Source organism: Pseudomonas sp. 18058 (genome assembly GCF_902706155.1).
Lineage (GTDB): Bacteria > Pseudomonadota > Gammaproteobacteria > Pseudomonadales > Pseudomonadaceae > Aquipseudomonas > Aquipseudomonas rustica.
In genome coordinates this window covers 102,416-119,909 of sequence record NZ_CACSJY010000010.1, presented here as the reverse complement: position 1 = coordinate 119,909, position 17,494 = coordinate 102,416, and the positions used below count along the sequence as shown (strand labels likewise).

General features: G+C 57.5%; 17 protein-coding genes. 4 read left to right on the top strand and 13 right to left on the bottom strand.

The window, feature by feature from the left end; all coding sequences use genetic code 11:
- Positions 1-9: 9 nt before the first annotated feature.
- The 4 genes from GVL50_RS08030 to GVL50_RS08015 all read right to left on the bottom strand — a co-directional run bounded on the left by GVL50_RS08030 (position 10) and on the right by GVL50_RS08015 (position 4,234).
- Positions 10-1,056 (bottom strand): alpha/beta fold hydrolase, encoded by a 1,047-nt coding sequence (locus tag GVL50_RS08030; protein WP_159812405.1) that lies wholly within the window; start codon positions 1,054-1,056, stop codon positions 10-12.
- An 88-nt stretch (positions 1,057-1,144) separates the two neighbouring features.
- A complete protein-coding gene (locus GVL50_RS08025) occupies positions 1,145-1,579 on the bottom strand; it encodes a YqaA family protein (RefSeq protein ID WP_159812404.1) in 435 nt (144 codons plus the stop codon).
- Positions 1,579-2,025, bottom strand: coding sequence for a DUF411 domain-containing protein (locus GVL50_RS08020; protein WP_159812403.1), 447 nt, complete (start codon positions 2,023-2,025; stop codon positions 1,579-1,581). The genes GVL50_RS08025 and GVL50_RS08020 overlap by 1 nt, the downstream gene beginning before the upstream one ends.
- A 217-nt stretch (positions 2,026-2,242) precedes the next feature.
- Positions 2,243-4,234, bottom strand: coding sequence for a methyl-accepting chemotaxis protein (locus GVL50_RS08015; protein ID WP_159812402.1), 1,992 nt, complete (start codon positions 4,232-4,234; stop codon positions 2,243-2,245).
- Between the two features lie 380 nt (positions 4,235-4,614).
- On the opposite strand from GVL50_RS08015, the gene GVL50_RS08010 reads away from it, so the two are divergent.
- Positions 4,615-5,145, top strand: coding sequence for a hypothetical protein (locus tag GVL50_RS08010; protein WP_159812401.1), 531 nt, complete (start codon positions 4,615-4,617; stop codon positions 5,143-5,145).
- A gap of 56 nt (positions 5,146-5,201) precedes the next feature.
- Here the strand turns inward: GVL50_RS08010 and GVL50_RS08005 are convergent, their stop codons facing one another.
- The 7 genes from GVL50_RS08005 to GVL50_RS28735 form a co-directional block, all read right to left on the bottom strand.
- Complete coding sequence (locus GVL50_RS08005; RefSeq protein WP_159812400.1) at positions 5,202-6,128, bottom strand: GNAT family N-acetyltransferase; 927 nt, start codon at positions 6,126-6,128, stop codon at positions 5,202-5,204.
- Positions 6,128-7,246: a phenylacetate--CoA ligase family protein gene (locus tag GVL50_RS08000; RefSeq protein WP_256671838.1), complete on the bottom strand. Its 1,119-nt coding sequence runs from the start codon at positions 7,244-7,246 to the stop codon at positions 6,128-6,130. The genes GVL50_RS08005 and GVL50_RS08000 overlap by 1 nt, the downstream gene beginning before the upstream one ends.
- Before the next feature lie 30 nt (positions 7,247-7,276).
- A complete protein-coding gene (locus GVL50_RS28960; protein ID WP_256671837.1) occupies positions 7,277-7,417 on the bottom strand; it encodes a hypothetical protein in 141 nt (46 codons plus the stop codon).
- Between the two features lie 28 nt (positions 7,418-7,445).
- Positions 7,446-9,845: an aldehyde dehydrogenase family protein gene (locus GVL50_RS07995; RefSeq protein ID WP_159812399.1), complete on the bottom strand. Its 2,400-nt coding sequence runs from the start codon at positions 9,843-9,845 to the stop codon at positions 7,446-7,448.
- Positions 9,832-10,977 carry an acyl-protein synthase gene (locus tag GVL50_RS07990; RefSeq protein WP_159812398.1) on the bottom strand — a complete coding sequence of 382 codons (1,146 nt, stop codon included), beginning with the start codon at positions 10,975-10,977 and terminating at the stop codon, positions 9,832-9,834. The genes GVL50_RS07995 and GVL50_RS07990 overlap by 14 nt, the downstream gene beginning before the upstream one ends.
- Positions 10,978-10,987: 10 nt before the next feature.
- Positions 10,988-12,235 carry an MFS transporter gene (locus GVL50_RS07985; protein WP_159812421.1) on the bottom strand — a complete coding sequence of 416 codons (1,248 nt, stop codon included), beginning with the start codon at positions 12,233-12,235 and terminating at the stop codon, positions 10,988-10,990.
- A 241-nt stretch (positions 12,236-12,476) separates the two neighbouring features.
- Positions 12,477-12,617 (bottom strand): hypothetical protein, encoded by a 141-nt coding sequence (locus tag GVL50_RS28735; RefSeq protein ID WP_007918111.1) that lies wholly within the window; start codon positions 12,615-12,617, stop codon positions 12,477-12,479.
- 157 nt (positions 12,618-12,774) lie between these two features.
- Here GVL50_RS28735 and GVL50_RS07980 point away from each other — a divergent pair, with 157 nt between their 5' ends.
- Positions 12,775-12,963, top strand: coding sequence for a hypothetical protein (locus GVL50_RS07980; RefSeq protein ID WP_053120542.1), 189 nt, complete (start codon positions 12,775-12,777; stop codon positions 12,961-12,963).
- Between the two features lie 18 nt (positions 12,964-12,981).
- Here GVL50_RS07980 and GVL50_RS07975 read toward each other — a convergent pair whose 3' ends face one another.
- Positions 12,982-13,356 (bottom strand): fe2+ zn2+ uptake regulation protein, encoded by a 375-nt coding sequence (locus GVL50_RS07975; RefSeq protein ID WP_159812397.1) that lies wholly within the window; start codon positions 13,354-13,356, stop codon positions 12,982-12,984.
- Positions 13,357-13,651: 295 nt separating this feature from the next.
- Here GVL50_RS07975 and GVL50_RS07970 point away from each other — a divergent pair, with 295 nt between their 5' ends.
- Positions 13,652-15,997, top strand: coding sequence for an acylase (locus GVL50_RS07970; protein ID WP_159812396.1), 2,346 nt, complete (start codon positions 13,652-13,654; stop codon positions 15,995-15,997).
- A 57-nt stretch (positions 15,998-16,054) separates the two neighbouring features.
- On the opposite strand, the gene GVL50_RS07965 is transcribed toward GVL50_RS07970, so the two are convergent.
- On the bottom strand, positions 16,055-17,059 hold the full coding sequence (locus GVL50_RS07965; protein ID WP_159812395.1) for a FecR family protein: 1,005 nt from the start codon (positions 17,057-17,059) through the stop codon (positions 16,055-16,057).
- 152 nt (positions 17,060-17,211) lie between these two features.
- On the opposite strand from GVL50_RS07965, the gene GVL50_RS07960 reads away from it, so the two are divergent.
- Positions 17,212-17,481, top strand: coding sequence for a PepSY domain-containing protein (locus GVL50_RS07960; RefSeq protein ID WP_053120534.1), 270 nt, complete (start codon positions 17,212-17,214; stop codon positions 17,479-17,481).
- The last annotated feature ends 13 nt before the right edge of the window (positions 17,482-17,494 follow it).

Below are 17,494 nucleotides of genomic sequence, written 5' to 3'. Positions count from 1 at the left end.
CTTACCTCATCAATGAACGGGATTGGTTTTGCTCAGCCAGCCCAGCAGCGCTTTGTGGAACTGCTCGGGTTCTTCCATTTGTGGCGCGTGGCCCATGCCGGGGAATTCCACCAGCGTCGACTGCGGGATCAGTTTCGCCACCTCTTTGCCGAGAACGTCGTAGTGACCGATCTTCGCCTTCACTTCCGGTGGCGCAATGTCCTTACCGATGGCTGTGGTGTCGGAGGTACCGATCAACAACAGCGTCGGCATTTTCAGGTTCTTGAACTCGTAGTACACCGGCTGGGTGAAAATCATGTCGTAGATCAGCGCCGAGTTCCACGCGACTTGGGTCTTGCCCGGGCCTTTGCTGAGGCCGGCGAGCATGTCGACCCAGCGATCGAATTCAGGCTTCCAGCGGCCATCGTAATAAGTCGTGCGTTCGTAGTCGCGAATGCCTTGGGCAGTGACTTTCAGTTCGCGCTCATACCACTGATCGACGCTGCGATAGGGCACGCCAAGGGCTTTCCAGTCTTCCAGACCGATCGGGTTGACAAGCGCCAGTTGATCGACCTGCTCCGGGAACAGCAGCGCATAACGCGTGGCCAGCATGCCGCCGGTGGAGTGGCCGAGCAGCGTAGCTTTCTGGATGCCCAGCGCTTTCAGCAGTTGCTGGGTGTTGGTCGCCAGTTGCTGGAAGCTGTACTGATAGTTGTCGGGTTTGCTGGAGGAGCAGAAACCAATCTGATCCGGCGCGATCACCCGGTAACCGGCCTCGCTCAGGGCTTTGATCGAACTGTCCCAGGTCGCGCCGCAAAAATTCTTGCCGTGCATCAACACCACGGTGCGGCCATTGGCCTTGCCGTGAGCGGCGACGTCCATGTAACCCATTTGCAGGGATTTGCCTTGGGACTGGAAAGCGAAGTGTTTAAGCGTGTAAGGGTATTCGAAGCCCTGCAGTTCCGGGCCATACGCTGGGCCTTCGGCGGGCGCGGTTTCAGTGGCGGCATGCGCAAACAGGGGCAGGGCGGCGCTGAGGAACAGGCCGGGCAACCAGCGGTTTAACGAGTTGGACATAAGAACAAACTCCATGGAAATCGGCCGATGCTGGAATGGCCGCATTACGGCGACGTTAAACACACAGGCAATGTCGGCGGCTGATGGTTCAACCGAGCCAGCCGAGGGTTAACAGGGCCAGCACGCCATAGCGCGCGCCTTTGGCGAGTGTGACGATCAGCAGAAAACGCCCGAGGGGTTCGCGCATGACGCCGGCGATCAGCGTCAGTGGGTCACCGATAATCGGCAGCCAACTGAGCAGCAACGACCAATGACCGTAACGCTCATAGTGCTTGCGCGCAGTGGCCATGTGTTTGGCGTTGACCGGAAACCAGCGGCGCTCCTGAAATCGCTCGATCCCGCGCCCCAGCCACCAATTGACCAGCGAGCCGAGCACATTGCCCAGCGTTGCCACCGCCAACAACCCCCACAGCCAGTAGCGCTCGCTGACGATCAACCCGACCAGTAACGCCTCGGACTGCAACGGCAATAACGTTGCCGCACCGAACGCGGCAAAGAACAGCCCGACGTATGCTGCACCCATCAATGAGCCGGGTAGTCCGCCACCACGACGTCAGTGCCGTTCTTCTTCAAACCGATCACTTGATAAGCATCGCTCATGCCATCCATTTCCATGCCCGGCGAGCCCATCGGCATGCCCGGCGCGGCGACACCGAGCAGATCATCGCGCTTACTCAGGGCCAGCACTTGATCGGCCGGCACATGGCCTTCGACGAATTTGCCATTGATGATCGCGGTGTGGCACGACGCCAGACGCGGTGGCACGCCGTGTTGTTGTTTGAAGCTGCTCATGTCGCTTTCAACATGGTCTTCGACTTTGAAGCCGTTGGCTTCGAGGTGGCTGATCCACTTCTTGCAGCAGCCGCAATTGGCGTCGCGGTGAACTTCGATCGGGATCAGATCGGCGGCTTGCGCCAGGGAAGAAATGAACAGAGCGCTCAGGGTGAGCAGAAGCAGAGAGGTTCGCATGACAGGTTCTCGAGTCGAGTGGCGGTCAAAAAAGAACGTATTTTGACCGGTTTTTCCTGCCCGGCTTCAACGGAGTGTTTCCAGTTGCTACAAAACCGGAACGCCTCGCTCCCTGTAGGAGCTGCCGAAGGCTGCGATCTTTTGATCTTGCCCCTTAGAAGCCAAATCAAAAGATCGCAGCCTGCGGCAGCTCCTACAGGGGCGTCACTTTGGTGGTTCAGCTGACTTTGAAGCGCCCCATAATCGCACTCACCCGGCTATTAGCCTCCAGCAATTGCTGCGTATTCAACTCGCTGGCCTGGCCGCTGTGTACCAGTTCCTCAACCATATGGCGGATTTGCACCATGCTGCGGTTGATCTCTTCGGTCACGGCGCTTTGCTGTTCGGCGGCGGTGGCGATTTGTGTGCTCAGGCTGTTGATGTGGCTGACCGAACCGGCCATTTCATCCAGACCGGTGTTGACCCGCGCCGTGGCGTCGGCCGCCGACTGGCAACTGGCCTGGGTGTTTTCCATCGCCGCAACCGATGAGCTCACGCCTTGTGTAAGGCGGGTCAACATTTCGTTGATTTCCGAGGTGCTGGCCTGAGTGCGCGCGGCGAGGGCGCGGACTTCGTCAGCCACCACGGCAAAACCACGACCCTGTTCACCGGCGCGCGCGGCTTCAATCGCAGCGTTAAGCGCCAACAGGTTGGTCTGGCCGGCAATCGCGCCAATCACCCCGAGAATCTCGGTGATGCGTTGAGCGTCCTGCTGCATGTTTTCAACTTTGTGGGTAGCGCTGGCCACTTCGTCGATCAGCGCTACAACGCTGTTGGTCGCTTCACCGACCACCACCCGCGAGCGGTCGGCGTTTTCGTTGGCTTTTTGAGTGAACGCGGCGGTTTCAGCGGCATTTTGCGCGACGCTTTCGGCGGTCGAACTCATTTCGGTGATCGCGGTGACCGTCTGATCGGTTTCCGAGGCATGGCGCAGCAGGATCTGACTGGTGTGCGCCGAGGTGCGTTGCAGGTTGTCGAGGCTCGAAGCCATGGCACCGGTGGCGTGGGTCACTTCGCCGATCATGTTTTGCAGGTACGCGATAAACGCGTTGATCGAATGGCCGATCGCGCCGAGTTCATCTTCGGCACGAATGGTGATGCGCTTGGTCAGGTCGGCATCGCCGCTGGAAAGCAAATCAATGTTGGCCTTCAACGCTTTCATGCGCGAGATCAACTGACGAATCGCGTAGACCTGCAGCAGCACCAACAGAATCACCAACGGAATCTGCAACAGGCTCAAGGTGCTGAGCACGTCATCACGCTGGGCGGTGAGCATTTTGGTCGGCAGGGCGGTGGCGAGGAACCACGGCGTGCCTTCGATCGGACGCATAAAGAAGGTGCTGTCCTGACCGTTGTTGTCGAACTCGACGCGTTGGGATTGCTCGCGGTTTTGCAGACCAGCGTTGACCTGCTTGGCGAACGGCAGGTTGCCCGCCAGCTCGCTGATGTTCTTCAGCACGATCGGGCCGCTGATCCGCGAGCTGTTGCTGATGATCTTGCCGTCGGCTTCGACGATGAGCATTTCGGCGTTGAGGTCTTTTTCCTTGCGCGCCACCAGATCATTGAAAAAGCCGAGGGTCACGTCGATGGTCGACACGCCCCACGCTACGCCGTTTTTCTGGATGGCCATGGCGCAGTTGGTGCGCGGCTCGGCACTGGCGTCGTCTTTATAGGCAGCGGCCCAGGCGCACTGGCCGCGCGGGGTTTGCATGCCGCCCTTGTACCAGCTCTGGTCGTAGTAATTGGGCGCGGCGTCGCTGTTCCAGAAGGTGTTTACCGCCAGTTTTCCCGAGGCGTCGCGGTGCCAGAAGGTGCTGAACTTGTTGCGTCCGGCTTCACGTTGGCCGGGCAGCGGCCAGATACCGCCGCCGAAGACTTTCAATTCGCCGTACTGGTCAACCAGCCCCGGCAATACGGTGTCGATTGCCGCGCTGTCGAGCAGGGGAATGGTCTGGGTGATGCTGCGTTGCTGTGCCTGAACCTTGTTCAATTCGCCCTGAATCTGTTCAGCAACTTCGGCAATGCGATTGAGCACGACTTGCTCTTCGGTGTGCCGCAATTTGGGCGCGACCAATTGGCTGATGCCGACCACGGTCAGCACTGACAACAGCAGAATGAACAGAACCAGAAACAGCGTGTAGCGAGCCTGAATGGTGCGGAATGCGGGCATGGAAACCGGTCCTTGAGCTGCGATTGTAGTTATGGCGCGGGGATTCGAAACAGTGCGGGTATCCCTACGTATCGTCGCGGCAAAGGGAAGCTTTAGGTACTTTCGTACTGGATCTCTAATTGTCGATCAATGGCACGTATCGGACTTGATACATGCAAACTAACCATCCTGTTCATTAGTGCTATAAATCTATTCTCGGCGCTCTAACAATATCGCTGTAAGCCTTTATTTAGGCGGCTTTGCAGATTTGTATCTGAAATGTACGAAATGTGTAAAAAGACCATAAATAAGTTGGAGTCACTGCTGTGCCGGCCGATACTCTCGGGCATACAAGTCGCTCAACAAGGACATTTCATGGCCGTTTTTCAAGGAGTTTTCGCATGACTATCGGCATTACCGGTACCTGGCAGAGCAAGGCCGGCATTCTGGTTCGCGACACGGGTGCGAAGAAACAAGTGGCTCAGAGCGTAAAGGTGCAGCAGATGCTCACCTTGGTCGGCAACGATCCCAACGCTTTGAATGTGGCCGAAATGGACAAGCAAGGCCTGCGCAAACAGATCAAGGGTTTTGACCCGGCCAACGTGTCGGTCAAGCAATTGGGCAACCTGAGTGAGTTCTTGCGTGGCCGGGGACTGATTTCTGAAGTCACCTCCATCACACTGCTCAATGCTGGCGATAAGTTCGACCGTTTCGGCGTGCAGAAAGACCCTGACGCGCGCTTCAATGCGCTGGAGTATTTCGCGACCCAACTGGACACCATCCAGAGCAACAGCCTTAACGGCAATTTCTACGGGAAGAGCTTGATCCCCGAATTCAAGAAAGCCATCTACGTGCTGCAGAATCTGAAGACCTATGGTGACGGTAACGCCCCTTTGCCGCCTTCGGACAAGGGTGTTAAAGCCAAGGCCTAAAGGCCGCAATCCTGTGGTCTGCTGAGTTTTCATCAGACCACAGGCCATCGCTCCCGTTAACGATCAATCTGTGTGGCTGCCTGCGTTTGCGTCAATTCGTGCAAGCGTTGCATGTGCGGACAGTGGAGATGCAGCGTCCGCTGACACATTCCCCGATGAAACAACGCCAACCATCCCTCGTATTTGCCGTGCCCCGGCGCCAGTCCCGTAAAGACAAAACCGATATCGGCGAGCCGGCTCAGATCCACGGCAAAGTGCCTGGACAGTCTGAGCTTTATCGACACCAGCCAATGCGCTGGCAACTCACGCAACTGCCTGATCAAGCCCGGACCGATCTTTTTCACAAGCATGTCGTAACGGTTCGCCTGCTTTTCCAGCTGAACCGGTACGCCGCTCCAGCGAGGCGTTTGATCATGGACACCGAACACGTTGCTGAGGTGGAGCATGAATGCCGCGCAACGGGTCGGCCAGCGTTGGTTCGGCAACGGTTGTTGATAGCCTGGAATGACCCGGCAACCAATGACAATCGATTCCGGCGTGCTGGCGCCGAACGGCGAGGGTACGTAGTCCGGCAGCAGCCCGGTGTTATGAAAGCCAAGGCTGGCGGCCATCCGCTGCGTGTAGGGGTGATGGGTGACTTGCTTGATCGTGACATTGCGACACCCCAACGCTTGCGCATGAGTCAGTAACTGCTCGCCCAGACGCGTGGCGATTTGTTGGCCACGGGTTTGCGGGTGGACGACGCTCAGCGCCAGTTCGGCGCTGTGCGAGGCGGTTTCGCGAAACAGTGTGGCGTGGCCGAGGATCTGTTCATCGACTTCGGCAACCAGCGAGTGCCATCGATGATCCGCGTGGTTCTGGCTAATCATGTGCGGCAGGTACACATGCGGTTGCACATAGTGATCACCGTAGACCTGCCTGAACAGTTGGCTGACTGCCGTTGCGTCGGAATTGCGGTAGTTGCGTAAAATCAGAGCTTCCATCACGTAAGCCCCGCAGCAGGGGGCGAGTACACGCGCCGATCCAGTACGCGCAAGCATTTTCCGGAGCGCGGATGACGCTGCAGATCTTCGGATGTGCAACGCTGAATGCGCAATTCCAGCAATTGGTCTGCCTGCAATTTTTTGATCAGCGGATAGCACTCGGCCAAGCGCGATTCAAGTTGCCGGCAAGCGTCCTCATCGGACGGCGGCGGGGTGGTCGCTCGCCACTTCAGACTCAATACATCCTTGTGCGCTGTCTGTTCGATCATCAGTTGCCAGTCGTCACTGCCAACGGTGTGCTGGACGATGGCGCCGATTTCGCTCGGAATCAGCGAAAGCAGGCCCACGCGCACCCGTTGGCTGCTGGCGCTGCGTCCTTTTAGGGCAAATTTACGCCGGGCGGTGCCGGCGGGCTCACGCCAGCAGGCGCGATCGCCGACCAGGTAGCGAATCAGCGGCATCAAGGTTCGATTCAGGTTTGTGAGCACTAACAGTCCCGGCTGATCACAGTCATCGATCAGCGCTCCGGACACCTCGTCAATGATCTCGATAATGGCGTGCTCATCCTGCATTCGATGCTCGCCGTCATCGCAGTCCAGTGTACTGGCGCCGATAAAACCGGCATCGACGCTGGCGTAGCCAATGGAGGTGATGCGGGCGTTGGGGAAAACTTGGCCGAGTACCTGCCGCTGCGAAGCAAACAAGCTTTCGCCGCCGTAAAGGATTGTCTCGACGCCCTGCAGAATCTGCCCATGACGACTGAGCCAGGCGGCAAATGCCAACAAGTGCGCAGGCACTCCCGCCAGAACATTGATCCGATGCTGAACGATCGCTTCGGCCAATACACTGGAATCGACGTCGCCGGTGAAAGGGAATTCGGTAATCGACGTATCGACATGCGCGAGCGCGTCATGAATAAACAGAAAGCTGGCATACAAGTCGCCGGCGAAAAACAGATTGGCCACGCGATCGTCGGGCTTGAACTGCATTGTCAGGCTATGACCGAAGTCTCTGACGAGCGTGTGCCATTCACTGCGGCTGTAAACGGACAACTTGCCCACGCTGGTCGAGCCGCCTGTTTTGAACACCAGCGCCTGACTCGGTGAACCTGTCAGCACAGGCCAACGATCAAGGTCATGACTTTGATTCTAGTAGTCGACTGGATCGGTCAGTGGCAGTTGGGCCACAGCCGTGATCGGTTGATTAATAGGGCTCAGCGTTTCTTTGTAAAAACCCGAGTGTTGACGAGCGTAGGTGATCAGCTCGTTGAGTTGATGAATAGTTTTCACGGTGTTTTCTCTTGTAATAAGTTGGCTGTTAACGCCGTGAGTCGATGAAAATTGGCGTCTTGCCACTGTGTGTGTGGCGAGTGAAGTGTTCGACGGAACAGGCTTCAACTTCGAGCACCAACAATCCGCTTTGCACGACGGTCGCGAGCGTCAAATAGCTGGCCAGTCGGGTCAGGGCCTTCTCTGATGAGAGTTCCGAGCGCAGGTGCATGCGTTCGACGCCGTCGGGTGCGTGGTCAAGCAACAGTTGGAAAGGGCTTTGCAGGCGCTCGGCCAGTTCGCTCAGGGAAATGAAATCGGTGCCGATACGAATCAGTTTTCCGTGGCGTTGCAACAGTTCGAAACGCGGCGAGAGCAGCCCGCAAGCACAATGCCCGGGCACCCAGCGACCACTGTCGCCGATGTCATAACGCTCGACGAACTGGCCCTCCCGGGCGGTTGAGGTAAAGATCAGTCGGCCGACACCATCACCGCTCACCGCGACGTCGTCATCGAACCCGATAATTTCCAGGTGCTGGATATCGCTTAGCAGATGGAACACGCCATCGCCGGTCGCCTGGCATGCGTGGCCCAGTGGGCCCGCGTCAACGCTGCCGTAGATGGCCGAACGGATATGGGAAACGCCGCAACTTTGCAGCAAATCGCGACTTTGCTCGCTGACGTGCTCACCACCGAGAAAGACTTTTTCGATGTTGCCGTACGCTTGCAGTCGCTCTTTCTCTTTAAGGAACAAGCGGTGCAGGGTGCTCGGCATGCCAATCAGCACGTTGACGCGTTGATCGATGATCAGTTGCGCGATCTCAGCGTATTCATCATCGGCGGGGGCACCCATCGGCAGGTGGCTAACGTCGAGCAGCTCAAGCACTTTGGCGAAGCTGAAGAAACCACCGTACAACCCGCCACTGAAGAACAGATTCATGACCCGGTCACGGCGCGGATCCAGACCAGCCGCAAATAGTCCATCGGCCGTTGCCCGCATCTGCCGCTCGAAGTCGCGGTAGCTGAAACCCGCCAACGCCGGCAGGCCGCTACTGCCGCCGGAGCGAAAATACAGTTGCGCTGCCGGATTGATGGGCTGCGAGACGAAGGCGTCTTTACTCATGATCGGCTGACCGTTGTGGACGGGCGCCAGTGGCAGTGGGTCAAGGGTTGCGTGGATCGGCAGTGTGGTTGCGGACAGGCTGACCGACACTCGACGGCTAAGCCGTTGCAGTGCATAGACGCCGTCGTGGGGTTCGCCCTCATAGCCGTCGTGAATGGCATTGACCGGCGCCAGACGGGTGACGCCGGCGCTGATCAACGTTTGCGTCAGCTCACTGATTTGGCTGTCCTCGCACACCAGCGCGCAGCTTTGCAGGACGTTTCGCCAGTTCAGCAATGTTTCACTGATTCGCGCGCGAGGCACCGGGAAGAGCAGCAAACTGCGAAACAACGGTGAGGGGCTCAATTGGCGGGTATGCGCCCAAATTACACGCCAGCCCGATCCGCTCCAGACGTGCCCCATCTGCCCGGCAAAACTCTGCGCCAGGCGGGTCATCTGCGTTTGGGTGGTGATTTGCGAGGCTTCTTGCAGCGTGGGTTGCAACGCTGGCCATTGCCCGGCGCGACGTTCAAAGGCCTCGGCCACTTTGTCACCGATGTCGCGCAGAGCCGCAGGGTCATCGCTGTCCACCAGCAGCCATTGCGGGCTGGAGCACGCCTGCTGATCCAGACGACAGACCTCATCGACCACGGCATCCAGCGCCTGCGCTGATGCCGCCTCCGGTGTCATGTAAACGAAGCTGATGCGATGTCCCCAATCGATCCAGCGACAACCGGGCGCCAGCTGTTGGCGGATGGCCCGCAACGCGGACTCTCCACCCCAGGCGGCGACGCCGTTGGCCTTTTTGCACAGCTGACCGATGTGCGCAGTGGTCACCGGTAATACGGCGATGTAGCCGGCGAGTTGTCCGCTGGCATCGCATTGCACCAGCGCTTGAAGCAGACGCGCGGTCAATCCTTGATCGCTGCTGCTGGGGCGCAGCCAATTGACGTTGCCGGCCAGCAAGCCTTCAAGCACCGCGCAGAATGCCAGCAACGGCGCGTTGCCCGGCGTGATGTGCACGACCAGTCCCAATGCGCGCCAGCTTTCGAAACGTGGCTGACGGTAATCAATACGCCGCAGTGAGGTTGGTTGATCGCCAAGTTCACGCGCAAGTTTGTGGCGTAAAGCATCGGCCTGGCAGAAGTTGATCAATGCTTGGCATTGCTCGGCGTCGAGCGCGAGTGTGCTGCCGTCGCGCAATTGTTCGGCGAACCGGATTGCTGCGCTGATCACCGTTTCTGCGCGCAAGGGCATGCTCAAGCGCTGTGGCAGATCCGCATAAAGAGTGTGCAGTGCGTCATCGAGGCTACGTTGGGGATTCAGCTGTCCATTAATCAAAAACATGGCAGTGATCCCCCAGCAGTTCGGCGGCGGCCATGGCGCAACTGCGTCCGGCACTGGTGCCGGCGCGGCCATGCAGTTCAAACCAGTCACTTTCCAGGCCGCAGTTGCAGCTTTCGCCGGGGTGTAACGTGGCCAGGTCACTCATCACTACCGCATGCGCAGGACTCGACGAGATGTAGGGCGAGACGAATCCCAACAGGCCTGGCCGGCCATAGGGCAACACGCGAAAGTCACCGGGATCGCGTATGTAGACGCGTGAATACACCGGCACATGAAAGTGATGCTCAGCGCATTCGACGTAAGGCACCGCGTGCTCGACGGCCCCATAACCATCGCGACAATTCGACGGCTCAATCCCCAGTTGCCGGTGGATTTGCGCATATAACTGCGCTTTTGGGATTTCCTGCGCGGCCAGGGTTTTCCAGCCACCCCCGAAAAACACCAGCGAATTCGGCGGTAACTGTAAATCCGCTACACCGGTCGCCTGCATTCGCTGCAGGGCCTGCCAGAGAAATGCGGGAAAGCCGAATATCCTCACCGGCAGGCCTTCTTCAGCGAAGGATTGCAGAGCAGCGATCACACCAAATACATCGAACTGATGACCGTCGCCCGTATTGCGAAGGGTGTAGATCACGCGATTTTTTGGCGCAAAACGGCAGAGAAACTGATCGGTGTAAGCGGTCCCCAAGGTAATGCGATCTTTTGGCTCGTAGCTCAGAAGCAGGTAGTTGCATGGGGTTTCGGGAGTGTTCCAGCCGTAATGATCGAATATTCGTTCGACCATGAACTGGGCGCCAGCCATGCTGCGTGTGTCATAGCGCATACGGCTTTGTTCGCCGCTGGTGCCCGAAGACGTCAGTTCCAGTGCATGCTCACCGGTGCTGCTGAGCAGCAGGTGACGCTTGAAAAAACTGGCGAAGATCGGCGGCAATGTTGACCAGTCGTCCAGGCTGTCGAGGTCATGCACATTTATTCCATGACTGTTCAGCCAGTGCTCGTAACCGGGGGTGTGCCGGCAATGAAAACGACTGGTCTCGGCCATGGCTTGATCGAACAGTCCTGCGGGGGCCGAGGTCCGACAATAGGGCTGCGGCAACGCGCACAGCGCGTCGCTATAGGGCAGATGAGTCATCAATAATCCTTTATTGAGGTGGAGGTGGCGCGGTTTTCGCGCCTTGTAAAAAACCGTAGAGAAAAGGCAAACACAGCAGGCCGCCGAAGGCTGACCAGAGTGCGAAGAATTCAACGCGTGAGCCACCGCCGCCAGCAGCAATCAGCGAGCCGCCGATGCCCATCACGGTGATCGAAATCATGCCGATCATGGCGGACACCAGCCCCTTGCTGTCATCACTGGCAAACAGTGCCATTCGATACAAAGCGGCATTGCTCATGCCCAATCCGATGGCGTACAGCGCCAGGCTGGCAATCACCGGGGTGAGGGTTGTGCCAATCACTGCGCATGCGCTGAGGGCCAGCAATCCGAGGCTAAAAGGCCAGAGTGCCAGGCCTATCAATTCGGGTATCGAGTGCGTCAGTAATAAACGATCAAGCATCAGGTTGCCGACGATAACTGCTGAGAAAATCGGGATTTGCCAAAGGCCATATTCAACCGACGTCAGGCCCAGCAGCTGGATCAGTAACAAGGGGGCAAGGCCAATCCAGGCAATCAACGGCAGGCTCATCAGGCCTAGCGCCAGACTTGCAGCGAGGAACCTGCGATTGGCCAGCAGGGCCAGATAACGCTGACGGGTCTGTCGCCAAGAGAAGGCCACCGGGCGTAGCGCCTGTCCGTCCCGGCGCACAGTGCCCACGGTTTCAGGCATGCAGATAAATAGCCCGACCCAGACCACGCCAGCCGCCACTGCGAGCCCCAGAAAAAGCTCGCGCCAGTTCACCCATTCCAGCAGCAGGCTGCCCAGCAGCGGCCCGAGCAAGGGCGACAACAGCGCTACATTGCCGAGTAATGCCATCAGACGTACGGCGTCCGCCTCGCAGAAAACTTCCTGAAGGGCCGGATAACTGACGGCCACCACAAACCCCAAACCCATGCCCTGCAGCAAGCGCAGCAGATTGAACATTTCGATGCTGTCGGTTATGAAGGCAACCGCGCAGGAAATAGCAAACAGTGCGCAACCCAGCAGCAGCATCGGCCGCCGCCCGCATTGATCTGACAATGGCCCGATCAGCCATTGCAGGCAGACACCGCCAATCAGGTACAGATTGAAGGCGTTTGGCACGTGACGCACATCGGCATCCAGTTCCGTCACTACGGTCAGCATGGCCGGCATGATCATGTCGCTGGCCATGTAGGTCAGCAATTCAAACGCCATTATGGCTAGACAAAATCCGATGGCCTGTCGACGGTGGATCCTGATAAGTGTCCTCTGCATAAACATCCTTGTTTGCGAGTCGAAAAAGATTCTCAAATCCTAGGCGCGCGCCATCCGGTGGCCTAACGGTTTGCTGCGACATTAGATTTCAAATGCTTGCGGCTTGTTTAAGCGCTGGACTGGCGGATCGGCGCACACAAAAAAGCCCGCTTGAATGCGGGCATTGTGTGCAGTGGATCGGCTGGGTGATTTCCCTGTCGCGTTCATTCAGAGAAGAGCGGGCAGGGCGAACAATCCTGTTCTAGCGATGTTGATAATAACCAGGGCCACCCTGGTAGTAACGATGGTGATCGTCGTGCCAGCCGCCGTGGGGGAAGATGATGCAGCCACTCAGGGTCAGCAGGGCAAGAACGGGAATCAGCCAGGTGATTCGACGCAGCATTTCAAAAATCCTCATGGTTACGCCGTCATGAAGCCAAAACTCTTCATCGGCTGTAACATGAGACCCCGATTGCAGCGGCGCATCCCCGTGAAACGGTAAGCGCATGGCATGCAAACAGATACAAACCGGATACATTTCAAAGTTTCAGGAAACCGCAATGACCCATAAGCAACGTTTGATTTATTCGATTCTGATTGCCGTGTCGGTACTGGCGATCATGCTCGGCCTGTCCTGGGCGCAAAACGCCGGGATGATCACTGAAAAGATGTTTCAGTACATTGCCATCGCCGTGGCGGTGATCGTGGTGATTATCAACGCCGTGATGCGCCGCAAGGTCAAATCCTGACGGCGATCGCTGTACGGGTTACTCGTTGAGGACGGCCGCAGCTTGTGGATGCAGGCTGTAGCTTTTGTCCGCATTGAAGGTGATGACACCTTCGGCGCACAGTCGTTTGAGGACTTCGCGGACGCTGAGAAATGACAGCGGAATGTCCAGATCCAGCAATTGGCTATGGACACCGCGAACGCCCAGACGACGATCGGTTTGTGCCGCGACCAGCAGGGCGTCGATGACTTTCAGTCGGATCAGACTGGTGCGCAGACCAAAACTTTTCAGTAGCAGGCGGATCCGCTCGTTGCCGTGACGGTCGGCACGCTGCCCGAAATCGCTCGCCAGGGAGCTCATGGAAGCCCCTTGTGGCGCCTGGCTACCGTCCGATGGTAGTTGCGAGTTGTACATGCGATTACTCCTTTGCAGGGCCAGATCGGGAAAGGTTTTTGTGCTCTCTCTAAACAAGACGAATCAGCACGAGAAATCATGAAAGAAAAAATGTAGAAATTTTGTCGGAAATTCGTCTTTTCTCCGTAATTACGGCTTCAGATCGCTGTTCGGCGGCCTAAATTTTTTTTCTCGGCTTCGTTACTTGCAAAGGCTCATTGCGCGTGGACGCGTGGGTGTTTTCAGAGCGGAGCCGATGCCCGTCCTTTCAGGCCAGGCACGCCTGCGCTCTTCGGCATTTCGATCAGGAGCGAGCGTGATTATTTCCAGGCAGTTAATTGGACTGACCCTTGCCGGTATGGCTTTCGGGCTAAGTTTTTCCGCCCATGCACTCAGTCCCGCCACTGAGGCCAGCGCCGATATTCGGCGTACCGCTTTTGGCGTGCCGCACATTCGCGCTGACAACGAACGCGGTTTGGGTTTTGGCATCGGCTACGCCTACGCGCAAGACAACCTCTGTCTGCTGGCCAACGAGATCGTCACGGTCAATGGTCAGCGCTCACGCTATTTCGGCCCTGATCAGTTCACGGTTGAAGAGCGCGAAAATCGCGTCAGCGATGTGTTTTTCAATTGGCTGAACACGCCTGAAGCGGTCAATGGTTTTTGGCAGGCACAGACTTCCCAAGTGCAGGACCTGGTCGAAGGTTACGCCGCCGGCTACAACAAATATCTTGCCGAACGTCGCCAGCAAGGCCTGCCGCAGCAATGCCAAGGCGAATGGGTGCGCGACATTGCCGCTGAAGATTTGGTCAAGTTGACGCGGCGTCTGCTGGTTGAAGGTGGCGTTGGTCAATTCGCCGAATCACTGGCGGGTGCGACACCGCCACAGGCCACTGCCCGGATCGAGCACGATCATCACGCTTATCAAATGGCCGGCGTGCGCCAGCAACGTTTCGCCCTGGATCGCGGCAGCAACGCGGTGGCCGTTGGCAGCGAACGTTCATTTAATGGTCGCGGCATGTTGCTGGCCAATCCGCATTTTCCTTGGGTCGGCGGCATGCGTTTCTATCAGATGCACCTGACCATCCCCGGCAAACTCGACGTTATGGGGGCTGCGCTGCCGGGCCTGCCAATGATCAACATCGGTTTCAACCAGCACTTGGCGTGGACGCACACGGTTGACTCTTCGAAACACTTCACGCTTTACCGCCTGCAACTCGATCCAAAAGATCCGACGCACTACATGCTCGATGGCAAATCACTGCCAATGAGCAAGCAGACCGTAACGGTGCAGGTCAAGCAGGCGGACGGCCAGGTCGTGCCGGTATCGCGAGACATTTACAGCTCGCAGTTCGGCCCGGTGGTGCAGTGGCCGGGCAAGCTCGATTGGGATAATCAATACGCGTACAGTTTGCGCGACGCCAACCTTGAGAACGATCGCGTACTCAAACAGTGGTACGCAATGAATCAGGCTGCCAGCCTCAAGGATTTGCAGGATTCGGTGCACAAAATTCAAGGCATTCCCTGGGTTAATACCCTGGCCGTGGATGACAAGGGACAGACGCTATACATGAACCTGTCGGTGGTGCCCAACGTCAGTGCCAATAAACTGGCCAAATGCAGCGATCCGCGCATCGGTTTGCAGATGATCATTCTGGACGGCTCGAACAGCGCTTGCGCCTGGGACATCGATCCGGCAGCCGCGCAGAAAGGTATTTTTGCCTCCAGCCAGTTGCCGCAATTACTGCGCAAGGATTTCGTACAGCATTCCAATGATTCCGCCTGGATGGCGAATCCGGCGCAACCCTTGACCGGGTTCTCGCCGCTGATCAGTCAGGAGGGGCAACCGTTGGGGTTGCGCTCGCGTTTCGCCCTGGATCGTCTCGCCAGTCTGAGCAAAAACGCTACCCTGGCGGTGAAGGATCTCCAGCACATGGTGATGGACGACCAGGTATATCTGGCGGGTCAGGTTGTGCCGGATCTGCTGAAATTCTGCGCCAATGAAACAGGTACTGACGCTGCTGCGCTGCAACCGCTGTGTGCCAGCCTGAAAGCGTGGGACGGCCGGGCCAATCTGGATTCGGGTCTGGGCCTGGTGCATTTCCAGAACATCATGCAAGCCTTGCAAGAATCTCCGGATATCTGGCGGGTGGCGTTCGATCCAAAGGATGCGCAAAACACGCCACGTGGTCTGGCTATTGAGCAGCCAGCGGTGGCCAAAGCGCTTCGCGAGGCCATGTTGGCGTCGGTCGCATTGAGCGCAAAAATGGGCCTCAAGTCTGACGCTCGCTGGGGCGATATTCAGGTGGTCAGCAGTGGCGGGCAACAGACGCCGATTCATGGCGGGCCGGGTACTTTGGGGATCTATAACGCGATTCAGAGCGTGCCGCGTGAGGACGGCAAACTGGAAGTGGTCAGCGGCACCAGCTACCTGCAAGTGGTCACGTTCGATGAAAAGGGCCCGCACGCGCAAGGACTGTTGGCGTTCTCGTTGTCCAGTGATCCGGCATCGAAGTATTCGCGGGATCAGACTGAAGCGTTCTCGAAGAAACAATGGAGCGTCCTGCCGTTTACCGAACAGCAGATTCAGGCGGATCCGCAATATCAGGTACAGACAATCCGCGACGCACTGGATAAGACTGGAAAAGTGGCAGCGCAGTAAAAACGGCTATTTGCCCACGTTAAAAATGGAGGCCGCATCCCGCAAGGGGCGCGGCCTTCAGCTTTTTGGCGGTTGTTGTGGCAGCGAGTTGATCACCGGGTCGCCATCCTTGTTACGCGACAGATAGACCGGCAGCACTTTAGGCAGAGTGCTTGGCAGATTGTGCATCTCTTTGATGTTGTAAATGCCCCCCACGCGAATCGCACCGGTCGCGTTATCGTTAAGCATCAACGGTTTGTCCAGATAGCGATTGATCAGCGGCAGTGCGTCGTTGAGCGACAGATTGTCGAGTACCAGTTTGCCGCTACGCCAGGCCAAAGCGCTGTCGTTGGGGTAGGTCTGGCTGATCTGCGGCATGTAATCACCATGCTTGTAGCGAGCCTGCATCGACGGCCCGAGACGCAAACCATCACCCGACAATGCAGTGTTGCTGGTCACCAGCACTGAACCTTCAATCAGGTTGACCCGCACCTGGTCTTCATACATCCAAACGTTGAATCGTGTGCCCGTTACACGAATCCTGCCTTCCCCTGCACGCACGACAAACGGGTGGCTCATGTCATGGCTGACGGTGAAGAACGCTTCACCTTTTTCCAGGGTGACGCGGCGCTCGTCCTTATAATTACTGAAGGTCAGTTCGGTGTTCAGATTCAGTTCGAGCTGGCTGCCATCACCCAGCGTGACCTGACGTACGTTGTCGGTGGCGGCGAAATGCTGATAGCTGTTGGGCAACCAGCCAAGGTTCCAGCCAGCGACTGCAGCCAGCGGTAATGCGACGGCGCAAACACCAGCGGCTACCGCGTAGTGTCGCCACGAGCGTGACGGCGAGCGGCTGATCGGCACAGCAACGTCAACTTCGGGGCGCGGCAGATGTTCGGCAACGTCCCAGATTTCCAGCATCGCTTCATATTCGAACGCATGCAGCGGGTGAGCATCGAGCCATTGTTCGAACGCGCGTCGCTCTTCGTCCGTGCAATCAGCCGCGTGCACACGCATGCACCAATGCGCGGCGGCATCGGTGATCGCATCGTATTCGGCTTCCGAGAGGGTGTCTTGGGTCATTGACTCGTCCTGATTTCGCACATTCTAACCTTGACGATCAGTTGCCGAGAACATCCGTCATGGCAATTACCCATCAAAGTGGAACTTATTTTTCCCTGAGGCGCCCAAAAAACAGGACACCTTCGCGCACTATCCACAAATGGAGTGAAAAAATGATCAAAAGAACTTTTGCCGCCCTGATTGCCACCGCCAGTTTGCTCAGCGCTGGCGCCGCGCTGGCAGACAAGCCCGGTGCAGGCTGGATCACCATTGAGAAAGCCATCGAAATCGTCAAAACCAAAGCCGGTTACGTAGAGGTTTACGAAATCGAAGCCGACAACAACGGTTACTGGAAAGGCGAAGGGCGTAAAGCCGACGGCGTTGTGTACGAGTTCCGCATCGACGGTGCCTCGGGTAATGTCTTGCGGGATCAGAAAGACTGACGTCACAGTTTTC